The organism is Delftia sp. WSY_16 (assembly GCF_043104415.1).
Classification (GTDB): Bacteria; Pseudomonadota; Gammaproteobacteria; order Burkholderiales; family Burkholderiaceae_C; genus Comamonas; species Comamonas tsuruhatensis.
Genome location: NZ_JBICKS010000041.1, coordinates 92,511 through 107,191, shown reverse-complemented (window position 1 = coordinate 107,191; position 14,681 = coordinate 92,511). Strand labels below are relative to the sequence as shown.

14 protein-coding genes and 3 tRNA genes are annotated in these 14,681 nt (G+C 63.0%); 9 read left to right on the top strand and 8 right to left on the bottom strand.

All coding sequences use genetic code 11. From position 1 onward, the window contains the following. The first annotated feature begins 14 nt into the window (after positions 1–14). The 4 genes from ACF8O7_RS25250 to ACF8O7_RS25235 all read left to right on the top strand — a co-directional run bounded on the left by ACF8O7_RS25250 (position 15) and on the right by ACF8O7_RS25235 (position 851). Positions 15–440, top strand: coding sequence for a YbaN family protein (locus ACF8O7_RS25250; RefSeq protein WP_392444557.1), 426 nt, complete (start codon positions 15–17; stop codon positions 438–440). A gap of 86 nt (positions 441–526) precedes the next feature. Continuing rightward, positions 527–602, top strand: a tRNA-Asn gene (locus ACF8O7_RS25245). Between the two features lie 52 nt (positions 603–654). Continuing rightward, a tRNA-Asn gene (locus tag ACF8O7_RS25240) sits at positions 655–730 on the top strand. Between the two features lie 45 nt (positions 731–775). Further along, positions 776–851 (top strand) — tRNA-Asn (locus ACF8O7_RS25235). A 44-nt stretch (positions 852–895) separates the two neighbouring features. On the opposite strand, the gene ACF8O7_RS25230 is transcribed toward ACF8O7_RS25235, so the two are convergent. Then, complete coding sequence (locus ACF8O7_RS25230) at positions 896–1,222, bottom strand: hypothetical protein (RefSeq protein WP_016447407.1); 327 nt, start codon at positions 1,220–1,222, stop codon at positions 896–898. Between the two features lie 237 nt (positions 1,223–1,459). On the opposite strand from ACF8O7_RS25230, the gene aat reads away from it, so the two are divergent. From aat to ACF8O7_RS25215, 3 genes are all read left to right on the top strand, one after another. Beyond that, positions 1,460–2,245: a leucyl/phenylalanyl-tRNA--protein transferase gene (gene aat, locus ACF8O7_RS25225; protein ID WP_026062764.1), complete on the top strand. Its 786-nt coding sequence runs from the start codon at positions 1,460–1,462 to the stop codon at positions 2,243–2,245. Then, positions 2,242–2,991: an arginyltransferase gene (locus ACF8O7_RS25220; protein ID WP_126312142.1), complete on the top strand. Its 750-nt coding sequence runs from the start codon at positions 2,242–2,244 to the stop codon at positions 2,989–2,991. The genes aat and ACF8O7_RS25220 overlap by 4 nt, the downstream gene beginning before the upstream one ends. Positions 2,992–3,118: 127 nt before the next feature. After that, positions 3,119–3,943, top strand: a complete 825-nt coding sequence (locus tag ACF8O7_RS25215; RefSeq protein WP_016447410.1) for an IclR family transcriptional regulator — start codon at positions 3,119–3,121, stop codon at positions 3,941–3,943. 88 nt (positions 3,944–4,031) lie between these two features. On the opposite strand, the gene ACF8O7_RS25210 is transcribed toward ACF8O7_RS25215, so the two are convergent. The 7 genes from ACF8O7_RS25210 to ACF8O7_RS25180 all read right to left on the bottom strand — a co-directional run bounded on the left by ACF8O7_RS25210 (position 4,032) and on the right by ACF8O7_RS25180 (position 13,359). Beyond that, the gene (locus tag ACF8O7_RS25210) at positions 4,032–5,129 is read right to left on the bottom strand and encodes a serine hydrolase (protein ID WP_016447411.1); all 1,098 of its coding nucleotides are present in this window, start codon (positions 5,127–5,129) and stop codon (positions 4,032–4,034) included. A 119-nt stretch (positions 5,130–5,248) separates the two neighbouring features. After that, complete coding sequence (locus ACF8O7_RS25205; protein ID WP_016447412.1) at positions 5,249–6,787, bottom strand: 2-isopropylmalate synthase; 1,539 nt, start codon at positions 6,785–6,787, stop codon at positions 5,249–5,251. 98 nt (positions 6,788–6,885) lie between these two features. Next, entirely contained in the window at positions 6,886–8,571 is a 1,686-nt protein-coding gene (leuA, locus tag ACF8O7_RS25200) for a 2-isopropylmalate synthase (protein ID WP_126312143.1), read from the bottom strand. A 226-nt stretch (positions 8,572–8,797) separates the two neighbouring features. Then, on the bottom strand, positions 8,798–9,631 hold the full coding sequence (gene pssA, locus ACF8O7_RS25195) for a CDP-diacylglycerol--serine O-phosphatidyltransferase (protein ID WP_012206663.1): 834 nt from the start codon (positions 9,629–9,631) through the stop codon (positions 8,798–8,800). Positions 9,632–9,841: 210 nt separating this feature from the next. Then, on the bottom strand, positions 9,842–10,858 hold the full coding sequence (ilvC, locus tag ACF8O7_RS25190) for a ketol-acid reductoisomerase (RefSeq protein ID WP_034365514.1): 1,017 nt from the start codon (positions 10,856–10,858) through the stop codon (positions 9,842–9,844). Positions 10,859–10,931: 73 nt separating this feature from the next. After that, complete coding sequence (gene ilvN / locus ACF8O7_RS25185; RefSeq protein ID WP_012206665.1) at positions 10,932–11,423, bottom strand: acetolactate synthase small subunit; 492 nt, start codon at positions 11,421–11,423, stop codon at positions 10,932–10,934. A 154-nt stretch (positions 11,424–11,577) separates the two neighbouring features. Further along, positions 11,578–13,359 carry an acetolactate synthase 3 catalytic subunit gene (locus ACF8O7_RS25180; RefSeq protein WP_016447415.1) on the bottom strand — a complete coding sequence of 594 codons (1,782 nt, stop codon included), beginning with the start codon at positions 13,357–13,359 and terminating at the stop codon, positions 11,578–11,580. Positions 13,360–13,634: 275 nt separating this feature from the next. Here ACF8O7_RS25180 and ACF8O7_RS25175 point away from each other — a divergent pair, with 275 nt between their 5' ends. Both ACF8O7_RS25175 and ACF8O7_RS25170 read left to right on the top strand, forming a co-directional pair. Next, positions 13,635–14,207, top strand: a complete 573-nt coding sequence (locus ACF8O7_RS25175) for an RNA polymerase sigma factor (protein WP_016447416.1) — start codon at positions 13,635–13,637, stop codon at positions 14,205–14,207. Next, positions 14,204–14,662: a DUF3619 family protein gene (locus ACF8O7_RS25170; protein ID WP_016447417.1), complete on the top strand. Its 459-nt coding sequence runs from the start codon at positions 14,204–14,206 to the stop codon at positions 14,660–14,662. The genes ACF8O7_RS25175 and ACF8O7_RS25170 overlap by 4 nt, the downstream gene beginning before the upstream one ends. The last annotated feature ends 19 nt before the right edge of the window (positions 14,663–14,681 follow it).

The window sequence follows — 14,681 nt, the reverse complement described above, 5'->3', positions numbered from 1 at the left end:
CTGCGCAGGCAGGCATGGCGCAGGCGCAGGCGCAGGCCTTCAATGATGATGATCCCCCTCCCCTGCACCGCATGCCGGCCGCGCCGTTGCGCTGGGCGCTGCAGCTGTTTGCCTGCCTGAGCCTGGCGACGGGCATTGCCGGCATCTTCATTCCAGGATTGCCCACCACGGTGTTCGTGCTCATGGCCGGATGGGCCGCGGCGCGCAGCTCGCAGCGCATGCACACCTGGCTGTGGCGCCATCGCCTGTTCGGGCCCATGCTGCGCAATTGGGCGCGGGGTGGCTGCGTGAGCCGGCGCGCCAAATGGAGCGCCAGCGCCATGATGAGCCTGTGCGCCGTCATACTGCTGTGGACACGCCCGCCCGCCTGGGTACAGGCCGTGGCGCTGACGTCCATGGGCTGCGTGCTGGTGTGGCTGTGGTTCAGGCCAGAGCCCTGAGAATGAAGGCCTGCGGCAGGCCTGCTGAAAAAAATTCCCCGAGTTTTCTGTGACGTGTTTTTTACGTCATATAATCTAGGTCTTGTTCCTCAATAGCTCAGTTGGTAGAGCGCCGGACTGTTAATCCGTAGGTCCCTGGTTCGAGCCCAGGTTGAGGAGCCAAAGAATTTCAAGACCCTGCAATCGCACAGGATCTTTGTCGATAGACACGTATTCCTCAATAGCTCAGTTGGTAGAGCGCCGGACTGTTAATCCGTAGGTCCCTGGTTCGAGCCCAGGTTGAGGAGCCAAATTTCAGCGGCCTTGCAATCGCACAGGGCCCAGCACCAACATATTCCTCAATAGCTCAGTTGGTAGAGCGCCGGACTGTTAATCCGTAGGTCCCTGGTTCGAGCCCAGGTTGAGGAGCCAGATGAAAAGCCCGCATGCCAGCGCATGCGGGCTTTTTTGTTTGCTCAGGCTGCGCGCACCATGCCGACAGTCGGCGTGCTCGGCGCTGCGGCAGGGGCGGCCGACTCCACGGTGACAGGCTTGCCGTGCTTGGCATGTGCGCGACGCGCACCGTGCGCAGCGCGCGCTTGCTCCACGCCCTCTTCCCATGCACGCAGCTCTTCTTCCAGCCGCGCAGCCCGCTCCGCATACATGTCCGCAGAGGACTTGTAGTATTCGGCAGCAATGGTGTGCTCCAGCATCGCCATGCGTGCCTCCTGCAGGTAGGCCCGGGTGCGACGGATATAGCGCGGCTCGGCAAGGCTTGCGCCAAAGATTTTGCTGAAAAACATCGCTCATCCTCCTTCGATGTCTTCGCAGCGAAAGCCATGCATCCGCAAGAAGACAAGCCCAGGATAGCCAACCCGGCCTGGCGGCGCTGTCCCCTGGCGGGACAAGGCCGCGTAGGAGGTTCACTTACCCCGGCCAGGCGATGCTCTCGCATCCACGCAACCCTCTTCACCATGGTTTGTGCAAGACTGCGGCTGCAGAGAAGCACGAATCCATTATTTTTCAGTCCGCACCCGATCATGTCCCACCCCCTCCCATGGCTCATTCCCCACCAGGCCTTCCCTCCTGTGGAAACGGCATGGGGCCCCAACGACCCGATTCCGGGCCTGCTGGCCGCAGGCGGCACGCTGGATGCGGCGCACCTGCGCATCGCCTACAGCCAGGGCATTTTTCCCTGGTTCAGCGAAGGCCAGCCCACGCTATGGTGGTCGCCCGATCCACGCATGGTGCTGCAGACATCGCAGTTCCGGCTGCACCGCAGCCTGCGCAAGACATTGCAGCGCTTTCGCTCCACCGCCGGCTGCGAGATCCGCATCGACAGCGCTTTCGAGGCCGTGATGCAGCACTGCGCCCAAACGGTGCGCCGTGATCAGGATGGCACCTGGATCGTGCAGGAAATTCTCGACGCCTATACCGAACTGCACCGCCAGGGTGCAGCCCACAGCGTGGAAACCTGGATCGACGGGCGCCTGGTGGGCGGCCTGTACTGCGTGGCGCTGGGCCGCGCCGTATTCGGCGAGTCCATGTTCGCGCATGCCACAGACGCATCCAAGATCGCACTGTCGGCACTGGTGGCGCTGTGCCGGCACCAAGGCGCCGCACAAATCGATTGCCAGCAGGCCACGCAGCACCTGGCTTCGCTGGGCGCGCGCGAGATGCCCCGCTCCCAGTTCCTGCGCACCGTGGCAGAGCAAAGCCAGCTGTCGCCCATGCACTGGCAATTCGAAAACGTATACTGGAACGAGTTGCTGCCGCCGTCCGGTGACGCCGGCAGCACATCACCGGCTGCCGCCAGCACACCATGACGCACCCGAACGATCTTCCGCTGCAGGCCCTGCAGTTCTACGCCACAGCCGCCTATCCCTGCAGCTACCTGGATGGCCGGCTGGCGCGTTCGCAAGTGGCCACGCCCAGCCACCTGATCCAGAACAGCGCCTATTCGGAGCTGGTCTCCCTGGGTTTTCGCCGCAGCGGAATGTTCACCTACCGGCCGTATTGCGATGGTTGCCGGGCCTGCGTGCCCATGCGCATCCTGGTCCACGATTTCCGCCCGGACCGCAGCCAGCGCCGCGCCGCCGTGCGCCACGCCGATCTCACGGCATCGATCCAGCGCCTGCATTACTCGAACGAGCATTACCAGCTGTACCTGCGCTACCAGCAAAGCCGTCACAGCGGCGGCGGCATGGACCACGACAGCGTGGACCAGTACACGCAGTTCCTGCTGCAAAGCCGCGTCAACTCACGGCTTGTGGAGTTCCGCGCACCGGCGGCCGACGGCGCAGCCGGCAGGCTGAAGATGGTCTCCATCCTCGATGTGCTGGAAGACGGGCTGTCCGCCGTCTACACCTTCTACGAGCCCGATGACCAGGCCAGCTACGGCACGTTCAACGTGCTGTGGCAGATCGATCAGGCACGCTCCATGAGCCTGCCCTATGTCTATCTGGGCTACTGGATCGCCGACAGCCGGAAGATGAATTACAAGGCGCGCTTTCTTCCCCATGAAGTGCGCGTGGACGAGCGCTGGCAGCGCGTGGATCAGCTCCCACGCTGATATGGCGCCACCGCGCCCTTTTCAGCGACATTTCTTATGCACATGGCCGCTGTTTGCAGGCGGCACATATGCCGCCAAGCCATGCCCGCCGCTAGAATGACCGAATCCCGAAATCCCCTTGCGCCTCATGAAAAAAGACGATAACGCGGCCTCGCCCAAGCCCAGCGTCCAGGTCCTGGAACGCATGTTCACGTTGATCGACGTGTTGGCCTCGCGTGAGGAAGCGGTATCGCTCAAGGAGATCAGCGAGCGCACCGGCCTGCACCCCTCCACCACGCACCGCATTCTCAACGACCTGGCCATCGGCCGCTTTGTCGACCGCCCCGAATCGGGCAGCTACCGGCTGGGCATGCGTTTCCTGGAGCTGGGCAACCTGGTCAAGGCCCGCCTGAGCGTGCGCGAAGCGGCCCTGATTCCCATGCGCCAGCTGCACAAGCAGATCCAGCAGCCGGTCAGCCTCAGCGTGCGCCAGGGCGATGAAATCGTCTATGTGGAACGCGCCTACAGCGAGCGCTCGGGCATGCAGGTGGTGCGCGCCATCGGCGGCCATGCGCCGCTGCACCTCACATCCAATGGCAAGCTGTTTCTGGCGGCCGATGATGCGCAGCAGGTGCGCGCCTACGCCACACGAACCGGCCTTCCCGGCAAGACGCACTTCAGCATCACGCGGCTTGCCGACATGGAAAACGAGCTGGACAAGGTACGCCACCATGGCGTCGCCCGCGACAACGAGGAGCTGGAGCTGGGTGTGCGCTGCATGGCCGCCGGCATCTATGACGACCAGGGCAAGCTGGTGGCCGGCCTGTCCATCTCCGCTCCCGCCGACCGGCTGGACGAAAGCTGGTTGTCCAAGCTCCAGGCCACCGCGCAGGAGATCTCGGGCGCCCTGGGCTTCAATGCGGTCCGCCCTGCAGCCCCGCCCCCCAATCCCTACGCGCGCAGCAGCCACTGATCTGCAAGCAGCCATCCGCAAGCAGCAAGACCGGTCATCAAAAACAACAAAGGCGCCCAGGGCGCCTTTGTTGTTGAGGGGAAGAAACTCAGCCCTTGACCTTGTGGATCATGGAATCGCCGGCCACCTGCCCCATGGATTCCACCCAGTGGCGTACGCGCTCGGCATCGCCCAGGCGGCTGAACTTTCCGGCGGAGTCCAGGAAGACCATGATGATCTTGCGGCCAGCCACCTGCGCCTGCATGACCAGGCAACGACCCGCTTCGGAGATGTAGCCGGTCTTTTGCAGGCCGATATCCCAGGTCGGGCTCAGCACCAGGCGGTTGGTGTTGTTGTACTGCAGCGTGCGGCGGCCCACGGCCACTTCATAGCCGGGCGAAGTGGTGTACTCACGCACCAGCGGATCACTGTGCGCCACATTCACGAGCACGGCCAGATCACGGGCGCTGGACTGGTTGCGGCTGGACAGCCCGGTGGGCTCCACGTAACGGGTATCGGTCATGCCCAGCAGGCGCGCCTTGGCATTCATCTGCTGGACGAAGGCATCCAGGCCACCTGGGAAGGTGCGACCCAGCGCATGGGCAGCACGGTTTTCGCTGGACATCAGGGCCAGGTGCAGCATTTCGGCACGGGTGAGCGTGGTGCCCACGGCCAGGCGCGAACTGCTGCCCTTTTCGGTATCCACATCATCCTGCGTGATGGTGATGGATTCATCCATGGGCAGATGGGCCTGGGAAATCAGCAGACCCGTCATCAGCTTGGTCAGCGAGGCGATGGGCAGCACGGCATGGTCGTTCTTGCTGAGCAGCACTTCGTGGGTGTCCTGGTCCATGACCAGGGCCACGCTGCTCTTGAGATCAAGAGGATCGGCCACTGCATGCAGCCCGGCCATCTGTCCGAACGACAGGCGTGGCTCGTAGGCAACGGCACGAATGGGGCTGGCAGCGCTGCGTGCGGCCACGCGGCTGGGCTGGCGCGCGCTCTTGGCAACGCGCTTGCCCTGGGGAGCCGCCGTGGCGCGCTCCTTCACGGCCTTCTTCTTGACAGGGGCCACGGCCACCTGTTTCTTGGCAACTTTCTTGGCCGGTGCGGCATGCGCGCCCGGGGCAGTGAGAGCACAACTCAGGGCCAGCAACGAGAGAACCTGAGCAAATCGACCGAGGCGGGCACGGCGTAGGGTGGGCATGAGAAATGCTCCAAGCAGCAAGAATTTGTGACTAGACCTTACATTAATCGAAAAAGTCGCACTGTGACAATAACTTGTGCGACTTTTCGATAATTTAAATGAAATTATAAGGCGAGTGCTTACCCCTGCGCAGCCACGACCTCTGCATTGCTGTGTAATTTGTTCAACGCGCTCAGATAGGCCTTGGCCGAGGCCACGACAATGTCCGGGTCCGCGCCCACGCCGTTGACCACGCGCCCGCTGCGCTGCAGGCGAACGGTCACTTCGCCCTGGCTCTCGGTGGAGCCGCTGATGGCGTTGACCGAGTACAGCAGCATCTCGGCACCGCTCTTCACCTCGGACTCGATGGCCTTGAACGAGGCATCGACCGGGCCATTGCCATCGGACTGGGCCTTGATCTCACGGCCATCGCGGCTGAACACCACCGACGCGTGTGGGCGCTCACCTGTTTCGCTTTGCTGGGCCAGCGAGATGAACTGGAAGGGATCGGCCTGCTGATGCGCATCCTGCTCGGTCACCAGGGCCAGGATGTCCTCGTCGAAGATTTCACTCTTGCGGTCGGCCAGTTCCTTGAAGGCCGCAAAGGCAGTGTTGATCGCGGCCTCGCTGTCGAGTTCCACGCCCAGCTCCTGCAGGCGCTGCTTGAAGGCATTGCGGCCGCTGAGCTTGCCCAGCACGATCTTGTTGGCGCTCCAGCCCACATCCTCGGCACGCATGATTTCGTAGGTGTCGCGCGCCTTGAGCACGCCATCCTGATGGATGCCCGAGGCGTGGGCGAAGGCGTTGGCGCCCACGACGGCCTTGTTGGGCTGCACCACGAAGCCCGTGGTCTGGCTGACCATGCGGCTGGCGGCCACGATGTGCTGGGCGTCGATGTTGACGTCAAGGCCGAAGTAGTCCTTGCGCGTCTTGATGGCCATCACCACCTCCTCGAGCGAGCAGTTGCCCGCGCGTTCGCCCAGGCCGTTGATGGTGCACTCGATCTGGCGCGCCCCGCCAAGCTTGACGCCGGCCAGCGAGTTGGCCACGGCCATGCCCAGGTCGTTGTGGCAATGCACGCTCCAGACGGCCTTGTCGCTGTTGGGCACGCGCTCGCGCAGGTTCTTGATGAAGGCGCCGTACAGCTCCGGAATGGCATAGCCCACGGTGTCGGGCACGTTGATGGTGGTCGCACCTTCGGCAATCACCGTCTCGATGACGCGGCACAGAAAGTCCGGGTCGCTGCGGTAGCCGTCTTCGGGGCTGAACTCGATGTCGGCGATCAGGTTGCGCGCAAATCGCACCGACTGGCGCGCCTGCTCCAGCACCTGCTCGGGCGTCATGCGCAGCTTTTTCTCCATGTGCAGCGCACTGGTGGCGATGAAGGTGTGGATGCGCGCGCGGCTGGCGTCCTTCAGAGCCTCGGCCGCACGGGCGATGTCGCGGTCATTGGCACGGGCCAGCGAGCAGATGGTGGAGTCCTTGATGGCGCGCGCAATGGCCTGCACCGACTCGAAGTCGCCATTGGAACTCGCCGCAAAACCGGCCTCGATCACATCGACCTTCAGCCGCTCGAGCTGGCGCGCAATGCGCAGCTTTTCGTCGCGGGTCATGGAGGCACCGGGCGACTGCTCGCCGTCACGCAAGGTGGTGTCGAAAATGATCAATTGGTCGGTCATGGGAGTCTCGTCTTTCTTGTGGATGCGAATCTCCTGCCCACGGGCAGGTGATGAAAAAAGCCGGTGCGCTTGTGGCTGCACCGGCTAGGCAATGGAATTTAAGCGGCAACCGCCTCCTGCACCGTCACCTTCTCGGCAGAGGGCACGCGCTGCAAGCCCGACATGATGGCCCGGAACGAAGCGGAGACGATATTCGCATCAACCCCGACGCCGTAGCACACGTGCAACTCGTCCACGCGCAGTTCCACGTAGGCAATGGCCTTGGCATTGGCACCCTCGCCGATGGCATGCTCGTTGTAGTCCAGCACGCGCACGGCCCGGCCGCTGTGCTCGCTCAGCGCCTGCACGAAGGCATCGATGGGCCCCGTGCCTTGCGCCTCGACCGTGCGCTTGCCGCCGTCAACGGACAGATCGGCCGACAGGCTGACCACGCCGTCGTTCTCGCTGAGGCGGTAATGCGGGGCCTGCACGGATTGCAGGCCGTACTCGCGCTGGAACAGCGCCCACAGGTCGGCCGCGGCCAGCTCCTTGCCGCTGGCGTCCATCTCGCGCTGCACCACCTGGCTGAACTCGATCTGCAGGCGGCGCGGCAACTGGAGGCCATACTCGCTTTCAAGCAGATAGGCGATGCCGCCCTTGCCGGACTGGCTGTTGACGCGGATCACGGCCTCGTAGCTGCGGCCCAGGTCCTTGGGGTCGATGGGCAGATAGGGCATGTCCCAGATGTCGCCGTCCTTGCGATCGGCGAAGGCCTTCTTGATGGCATCCTGGTGCGAGCCCGAGAACGAGGTGTAGACCAGATCGCCCACATAGGGATGGCGCGGATGCACGGGCAGCTGGTTGCAATGCTCGACCGTGCTGCGGATGCCGTCGATATCGGAGAAATCCAGGCCAGGCGACACGCCCTGGATGTACATGTTCAACGCCACGTTGACCACATCGAGGTTGCCCGTGCGCTCGCCATTGCCGAACAGGCAGCCTTCAAGGCGGTCCGCACCGGCCATCAACGCCAGCTCGGCCGTGGCCGTGCCCGTGCCGCGGTCATTGTGCGGATGCACGGACAGCACGATGGAGTCGCGGCGCTGGATGTGGCGATGCGTCCACTCCACCATGTCGGCGAAGATGTTGGGCGTGGAGTGCTCCACGGTGGTGGGCAGGTTGATGATGCACTTGCGCTCGGGCGTGGGCTGCCATACATCGGTGACGGCATCGATGACGCGCTTGGAAAACTCCAGCTCGGTGTCCGAATACATCTCGGGCGAGTACTGGAAGGTCCACTGCGTCTGGGGATAGTCGGCAGCGATCTCGTTGAACATGCGGGCATTGGTGGTGGCCAGCTCGACGATCTCGTCCTCGCTCATGTTCAATACCACGCGGCGCATCACGGGCGCGGTGGCGTTGTAGAGGTGGACGATGGCCCGGGGCACGCCTTCGAGCGCCTCGAAGGTACGGCGGATGAGGTGCTCACGGGCCTGGGTCAGCACCTGGACGGTCACGTCATCGGGAATGCGGTTTTCCTCGATGAGCTTGCGCATGAAGTCGAACTCGACCTGGGACGCGGAAGGAAAGCCGACCTCGATTTCCTTGAAGCCGATCTTCACCAGTTGCTCGAACATGCGCATCTTGCGATCGATGTCCATGGGCTCGATCAGCGCCTGGTTGCCATCGCGCAGGTCCACGCTGCACCAGACCGGGGCCTGAGTGATCACCGCATCGGGCCAGCGGCGGTCTTGCAGGCGGACCGGAGCGAACGGACGGTACTTGGTCGAAGGGTTTTGCAACATGGCTGAAGTGCTTTCTATCGTCTAGGTAAAAACAAGACCCACCTGCTCCAGCGACCCCACAAACGCAAAACGGCCCGTCGCTGGTGCAAACGGGCCGTGAAAGTAGGAATGTACGCGCGCGCTACTGTCTCTGCCCGTGGGACATCAGTAGTAGAGCTAGCGACAGGTAATGCATGCGGGTCACTTTAGCACAGGTTCTCAGGCGCTGTGAAGATGCTGCGGCGCATCATTTGTGCAGGCCGCGCTCTTCAGGCTCATCGGTCGAGGTGCTGATGACGCTGGTGCGCTGGCCCTTGGCCTTGCGCCATGCATAGACGCCGTAGCCCGAGAAACCGTAGAGCAGGAACACGCCGAACAGCACGATGGGCGGATGGATATTGATGATGGCGATGCCCAGGGCGATCAGCACGATGGCCGCAAAGGGCACGCTCTTCTTGAAATGCACGTCCTTGAAGCTGTAGAAAGGCACGTTGGTGACCATGGTCAGGCCCGCGTACAGCGTCAGGAAGAACATGATCCAGGTGATCTGCGTCCAGCTCAGCCAGGCATCCTGGCCGCGCAGCAGGCCCGCCTCGTCCAGCAGCCAGATGAAGCCGGTGACCAGCGCTGCAGCGGCGGGCGAAGGCAGGCCCTGGAACCAGCGCTTGTCCACGGTGCCGGTGTTGACGTTGAAGCGCGCCAGCCGCAGCGCAGCGCAGGCGCAATAGACGAAGGCTGCAATCCAGCCCCAGCGGCCAATGCCCTTGAGCGCCCACTCATAGGCGATCAAGGCGGGAGCGGCGCCGAAGGACACCATGTCCGACAGCGAATCCATCTGCTCCCCGAAAGCGCTCTGCGTATTGGTCATGCGTGCCACACGGCCGTCAAGGCTGTCGAGCACCATGGCGCAGAACACGCCTGCAGCAGCCAGTTCGAAGCGGCCGTTCATGGCCATCACGATGGCGTAGAAGCCACCGAACAGCGCAGCCAGCGTGAACAGGTTGGGCAGGATGTAGATACCCTTGCGGCGCTTGCGCACCACCACGCCTTCGATTTCGTTGGACTCATTGTGGTTTTGCATCAATCCGGCCTCCAGCACAGCGCACGCAAGCGTGAGCAGCTATTAAAACGATAGTATTCTAAGGGAGCGGACAGTGCCGCCCCGAAAGGGGCAGTGTACCTGCGCGCTGCCCTTCTTCTGTGCACGAAAAAGGCCACCCGTCGGGGTGGCCTTGTCCTGCACCTTGCGTAGGCCGCATGCGCGACCCATGCAAGATGGAATGCAGCAATCTCAGTTGCGGCTTTGGTCAACCAGCTTGTTCTTGGAGATCCAGGGCATCATGGCGCGCAGCTGGCCGCCCACCTTTTCGATGGCGTGTTCGGCGTTCATGCGGCGGCGGGCCGTCATGCTCGGGTAGTTGGTGCGGCCTTCCTGGATGAACATCTTGGCGTATTCGCCGGTCTGGATGCGCTTGAGGGCAGCACGCATGGCTTCGCGCGACTTGTCGTTGATGACTTCTGTACCCGTCACGTACTCGCCGTATTCGGCGTTGTTCGAGATCGAGTAGTTCATGTTGGCGATGCCGCCTTCGTACATCAGGTCCACGATGAGCTTGAGCTCATGCAGGCACTCGAAGTAGGCCATTTCGGGAGCGTAGCCGGCTTCGGTCAGGGTCTCGAAGCCCATCTTCACCAGTTCCACCGCGCCGCCGCACAGAACGGCCTGCTCGCCGAACAGGTCGGTCTCGGTTTCTTCCTTGAAGTTGGTTTCGATGATGCCGCCCTTGCCGCCACCGTTGGCCATGGCATAGGACAGGGCCAGGTCACGGGCCTTGCCGGACTTGTCCTGGTATACGGCGATCAGCGAAGGCACGCCGCCGCCCTTGAGGTATTCGGAGCGCACGGTGTGGCCAGGGCCCTTGGGGGCGACCATGATCACGTCCAGATCGGCGCGCGGCACAACCTGGTTGTAGTGGATGTTGAAGCCGTGGGCAAAGGCCAGCGTGGCGCCTTGCTTGATGTTGGGGGCCACGTTGTTGTTGTAGACCTCGGGGATGTTCTCATCCGGCAGCAGGATCATGACCAGATCGGCGGCCTTCACGGCGTCGTCGACTTCAGCGACGGTCAGGCCAGCCTTGGCGACCTTGTCCCAGGAAGCGCCGCCCTTGCGCAGGCCGACCACGACCTTCACGCCGCTTTCGTTCAGGTTTTGAGCGTGTGCGTGGCCCTGGCTGCCGTAGCCGATGATGGCAACGGTCTTGCCCTTGATCAGGCTCAGGTCACAGTCCTTGTCGTAGAAAACTTTCATGTTGGCTCCAGGCTTCGTGTGTGTGTAGGGGTTGAAAGGGGAAGGGGACAGGTTTCAGGTGCGTTGCAGCGCATCAAACGCGCAGAATGCGTTCGCCGCGGCCGATGCCGCAGGAGCCGGTACGCACGGTTTCCAGAATGGCCGTGCGGTCCAGCGCCTGCAGGAAGGCGTCGTTCTTGGATTGGTCGCCGGTCAGCTCGACCGTGTAGCTCTTTTCGGTCACGTCGATGATGCGGCCGCGGAAGATGTCGGCCATGCGCTTCATCTCCTCGCGTTCCTTGCCCACGGCGCGGACCTTGACCATCATGAGCTCGCGCTCGGTATAGGAGCCTTCCGTCAGGTCCACGACCTTGACGACCTCGATCAGGCGGTTCAGGTGCTTGGTGATCTGCTCGATCACGTCTTCGGAGCCATTCGTCTGAATGGTCATGCGCGACAGCGATGCGTCTTCCGTGGGAGCCACGGTCAGCGATTCGATGTTGTAGCCGCGGGCCGAGAACAGGCCCACCACGCGCGACAAGGCTCCCGGCTCGTTTTCGAGCAGCACGGCAATGATGTGTTTCATGAAAGAAAGATTCCTCTTTTCGCTGCCCTCCCCCGGCGCCGGTAAACGTCGGGCTTGGCAGGCAATAGATTCGTCAAGGGGTTGCCGCCTTGAGGGCGGCTACTGAAGAAGATGCGGCAGGAACAGGCCCTGGCGACCCCGACCAAGGGTTCGCTCAGAGGTCGTCAGCTCCCAGCAGCATCTCGGTGATCCCGCGGCCGGCCTGCACCATGGGGAACACATTCTCGGTGGGATCGGTGCGGAAGTCCATGAACACCGTCCGATCCTTGAGCTTGCGGGCCTCGCGCAGGGCGGGCTCCACGTCCTCGGGGCGCTCGATCAGCATGCCCACGTGGCCATAGGCCTCGGCCAGCTTCACGAAGTTGGGCAGCGAGTCCATGTAGCTGCTGCTGTAGCGGCCCGAGTACTCGATCTCCTGCCACTGGCGCACCATGCCCAGGTAGCGGTTGTTCAGCGACACCACCTTGACCGGCGTGTTGTACTGCAGGCAGGTGGCCAGCTCCTGGATGTTCATCTGGATGGAGCCTTCGCCCGTGATGCAGAACACCTCGGATTCAGGCTTGGCCAGCTTGATGCCCATGGCGTAGGGCAGGCCCACGCCCATGGTGCCCAGGCCGCCGGAGTTGATCCAGCGGCGCGGCTCGTCAAAGCGGTAGTACTGCGCAGCCCACATCTGGTGCTGGCCCACGTCGGACGTGATGTAGGCATCGGCGTCGCGGGTCATGTTCCACAGCGTCTCCACCACGTACTGGGGCTTGATGACCGAGCCGTCGCCACGGCTGTACTGCAGGCAGTCGCGGCTGCGCCAGCCTTCGATGGTCTCCCACCACTGGCCCAGGGCCGCAGCGTCGGGACGGGCGCTGGCCTCGCGGATCATGGAGATCAGCTCGGTCAGCACTTCCTTGACGTCGCCGACGATGGGCACGTCCACCTTCACGCGCTTGGAGATGGAGGAGGGATCGATGTCGATATGGATGATCTTGCGCTCCACCGACATGAAATGCTTGGGGTTGCCGATCACCCGGTCGTCGAAGCGCGCACCCACGGCCAGCAGCACATCGCAGTTCTGCATGGCGTTGTTGGCTTCGATGGTGCCGTGCATGCCCAGCATGCCCAGGAACTTGCGGTCGCTGGCCGGATAGGCACCCAGGCCCAGCAGCGTATGCGTGACCGGGTAGCCCAGCATGTCCACCAGGGTGCGCAGCTCGTTGCAGGCATTGCCCAGCAGCACGCCGCCACCCGTGTAGATATAGGGACGCTTGGCAGCCAGCAGCAACTGCAGCGCCTTGCGGATCTGGCCGGCATGGCCCTTGCGCACCGGGTTGTAGGAGCGCATCTCCACCTTTTCGGGGTAACCGGTGTAGAGAGCCTTCTTGAAGGACACATCCTTGGGGATGTCCACCACCACGGGGCCGGGGCGGCCGGTGCGCGCGATGTGGAAGGCCTTCTTCATGGTGTCCGCCAGCTCGCGCACATCCTTGACCAGGAAGTTGTGCTTGACGATGGGGCGGGTAATGCCGACGGTGTCGCACTCCTGGAATGCATCGGTGCCGATGTAGGCCGTCGAGGTCTGGCCGCTGATCACGACCAGGGGAATGGAATCGGTGTAGGCGGTGGCAATGCCGGTGACGGCGTTGGTCAGGCCGGGACCCGAGGTCACCAGGGCCACGCCGACTTCACCCGTGGCACGTGCAAAGCCGTCTGCCGCATGCACAGCCGCCTGCTCGTGGCGCACCAGCACATGTTGAATGGTGTCTTGCTTGTAGAGGGCGTCGTAGATGTACAGGACCGCACCGCCCGGATAGCCCCAAAGCTGCTTGACGCCTTCGGCCTGCAGGGACTTGACGAGGATCTCGGAGCCCATCAGCTCCTGGGATGCATGGGACTGCGACGCCGCTGCTGCCGCGCTGGAGTACTCGGCTTTGGAAATTTCCATGATCAACCTTTGTGAATTTCTCTAACGAAAAACCTTGGGTGCCCCTTGCCTGAAGCCCTTGTGAGGCCGGTGCGGGACTTAGGACCAACAGACATGGGCGAGTGAGTAAACGCCGGACCGTGACCCGTTTGCCTTTTTGAATTGCAGCAGACATTATCGCACTGCAACAAGCCTGTGCGCCATCGTGCGAAAAAAATTGACACTGCGGTGCGATAATCGGGTCCCGCGTCCGTTCAGCCCCCTCAACGAGCCCCTCATCCGGGCCTGCGTTCCTTTTGGCAACCGAGCAAGAACTATCCGACTTCCTCAAAAGCGTAGAAAAGCGTGCCTTCAAGCGCAGCTTTTTCCACGTCCGGGACGAGGAGGCGGCGCTGGACATCGTGCAGGACAGCATGCTCAAGCTGGCGCAGCACTATGGCGACAAGCCCATCACCGAGCTGCCCATGCTCTTCCAGCGCATCCTGTCCAACAGCACACTGGACTGGTTTCGCAGGCAAAAGACGCAGAACGCCCTGTTCACCCGCATGAGCGATCTGGAGGCCTCGGCCGGCGACGATGCGGACTTCGACTGGCTCGAGACCTACGCCGACTCCGCACAGAACGGCGAAACCGCCCGCAGCGCCGAGGATCTGACCGAGCGGGCGCAGATTTTGCAAAGCATTGAAAAAGAGATACAGGAGCTGCCGGCGCGTCAACGCGAAGCATTCCTGATGCGTTATTGGGAAGAGATGGACGTTGCGGAGACCGCTGCCGCGATGGGGTGTTCCGAAGGAAGTGTAAAAACACATTGTTTCCGCGCCATCCAGACATTGAGCAAGGCACTGAAGGCCAAAGGAATCGAGCTATGAAGACTGCGCCCACTCTCACTCTCCACAGCGAAATGGCGGCCGACCGCATCGCACGCCGGATCACCGCGCGCCTGGGTGACGGCGAGGCGTTGCTGCCATACGACATCACCGAGCGGCTGCGCGCTGGGCGCGAGCGCGCCCTGTCCGTTCGCCGGCGCGAACTGCGCGCTGCGCCCGTGCAGGCTGCCAGCGCAACCCAGGCTCAGGGTGGCGCCATGACGCTGGGCTCTGGCGACGAAGGCGGCACCTGGTGGCGCGCGCTGATCTCGGCCGTGCCGGTGCTGGCCCTCATCATTGGCCTGGTGGTCGTCAACGTGCAGACCGATCAGATTGGCCTGACCGAGGTTGCCGAGGTCGATACGGCCCTGCTGACTGATGACCTGCCCCCTGCCGCCTATGCCGACCCCGGTTTCATCCAGTACCTGAAGACTTCGGCCACCAACACGGAACGCTGATACCCGCCTTGCCTGCCTG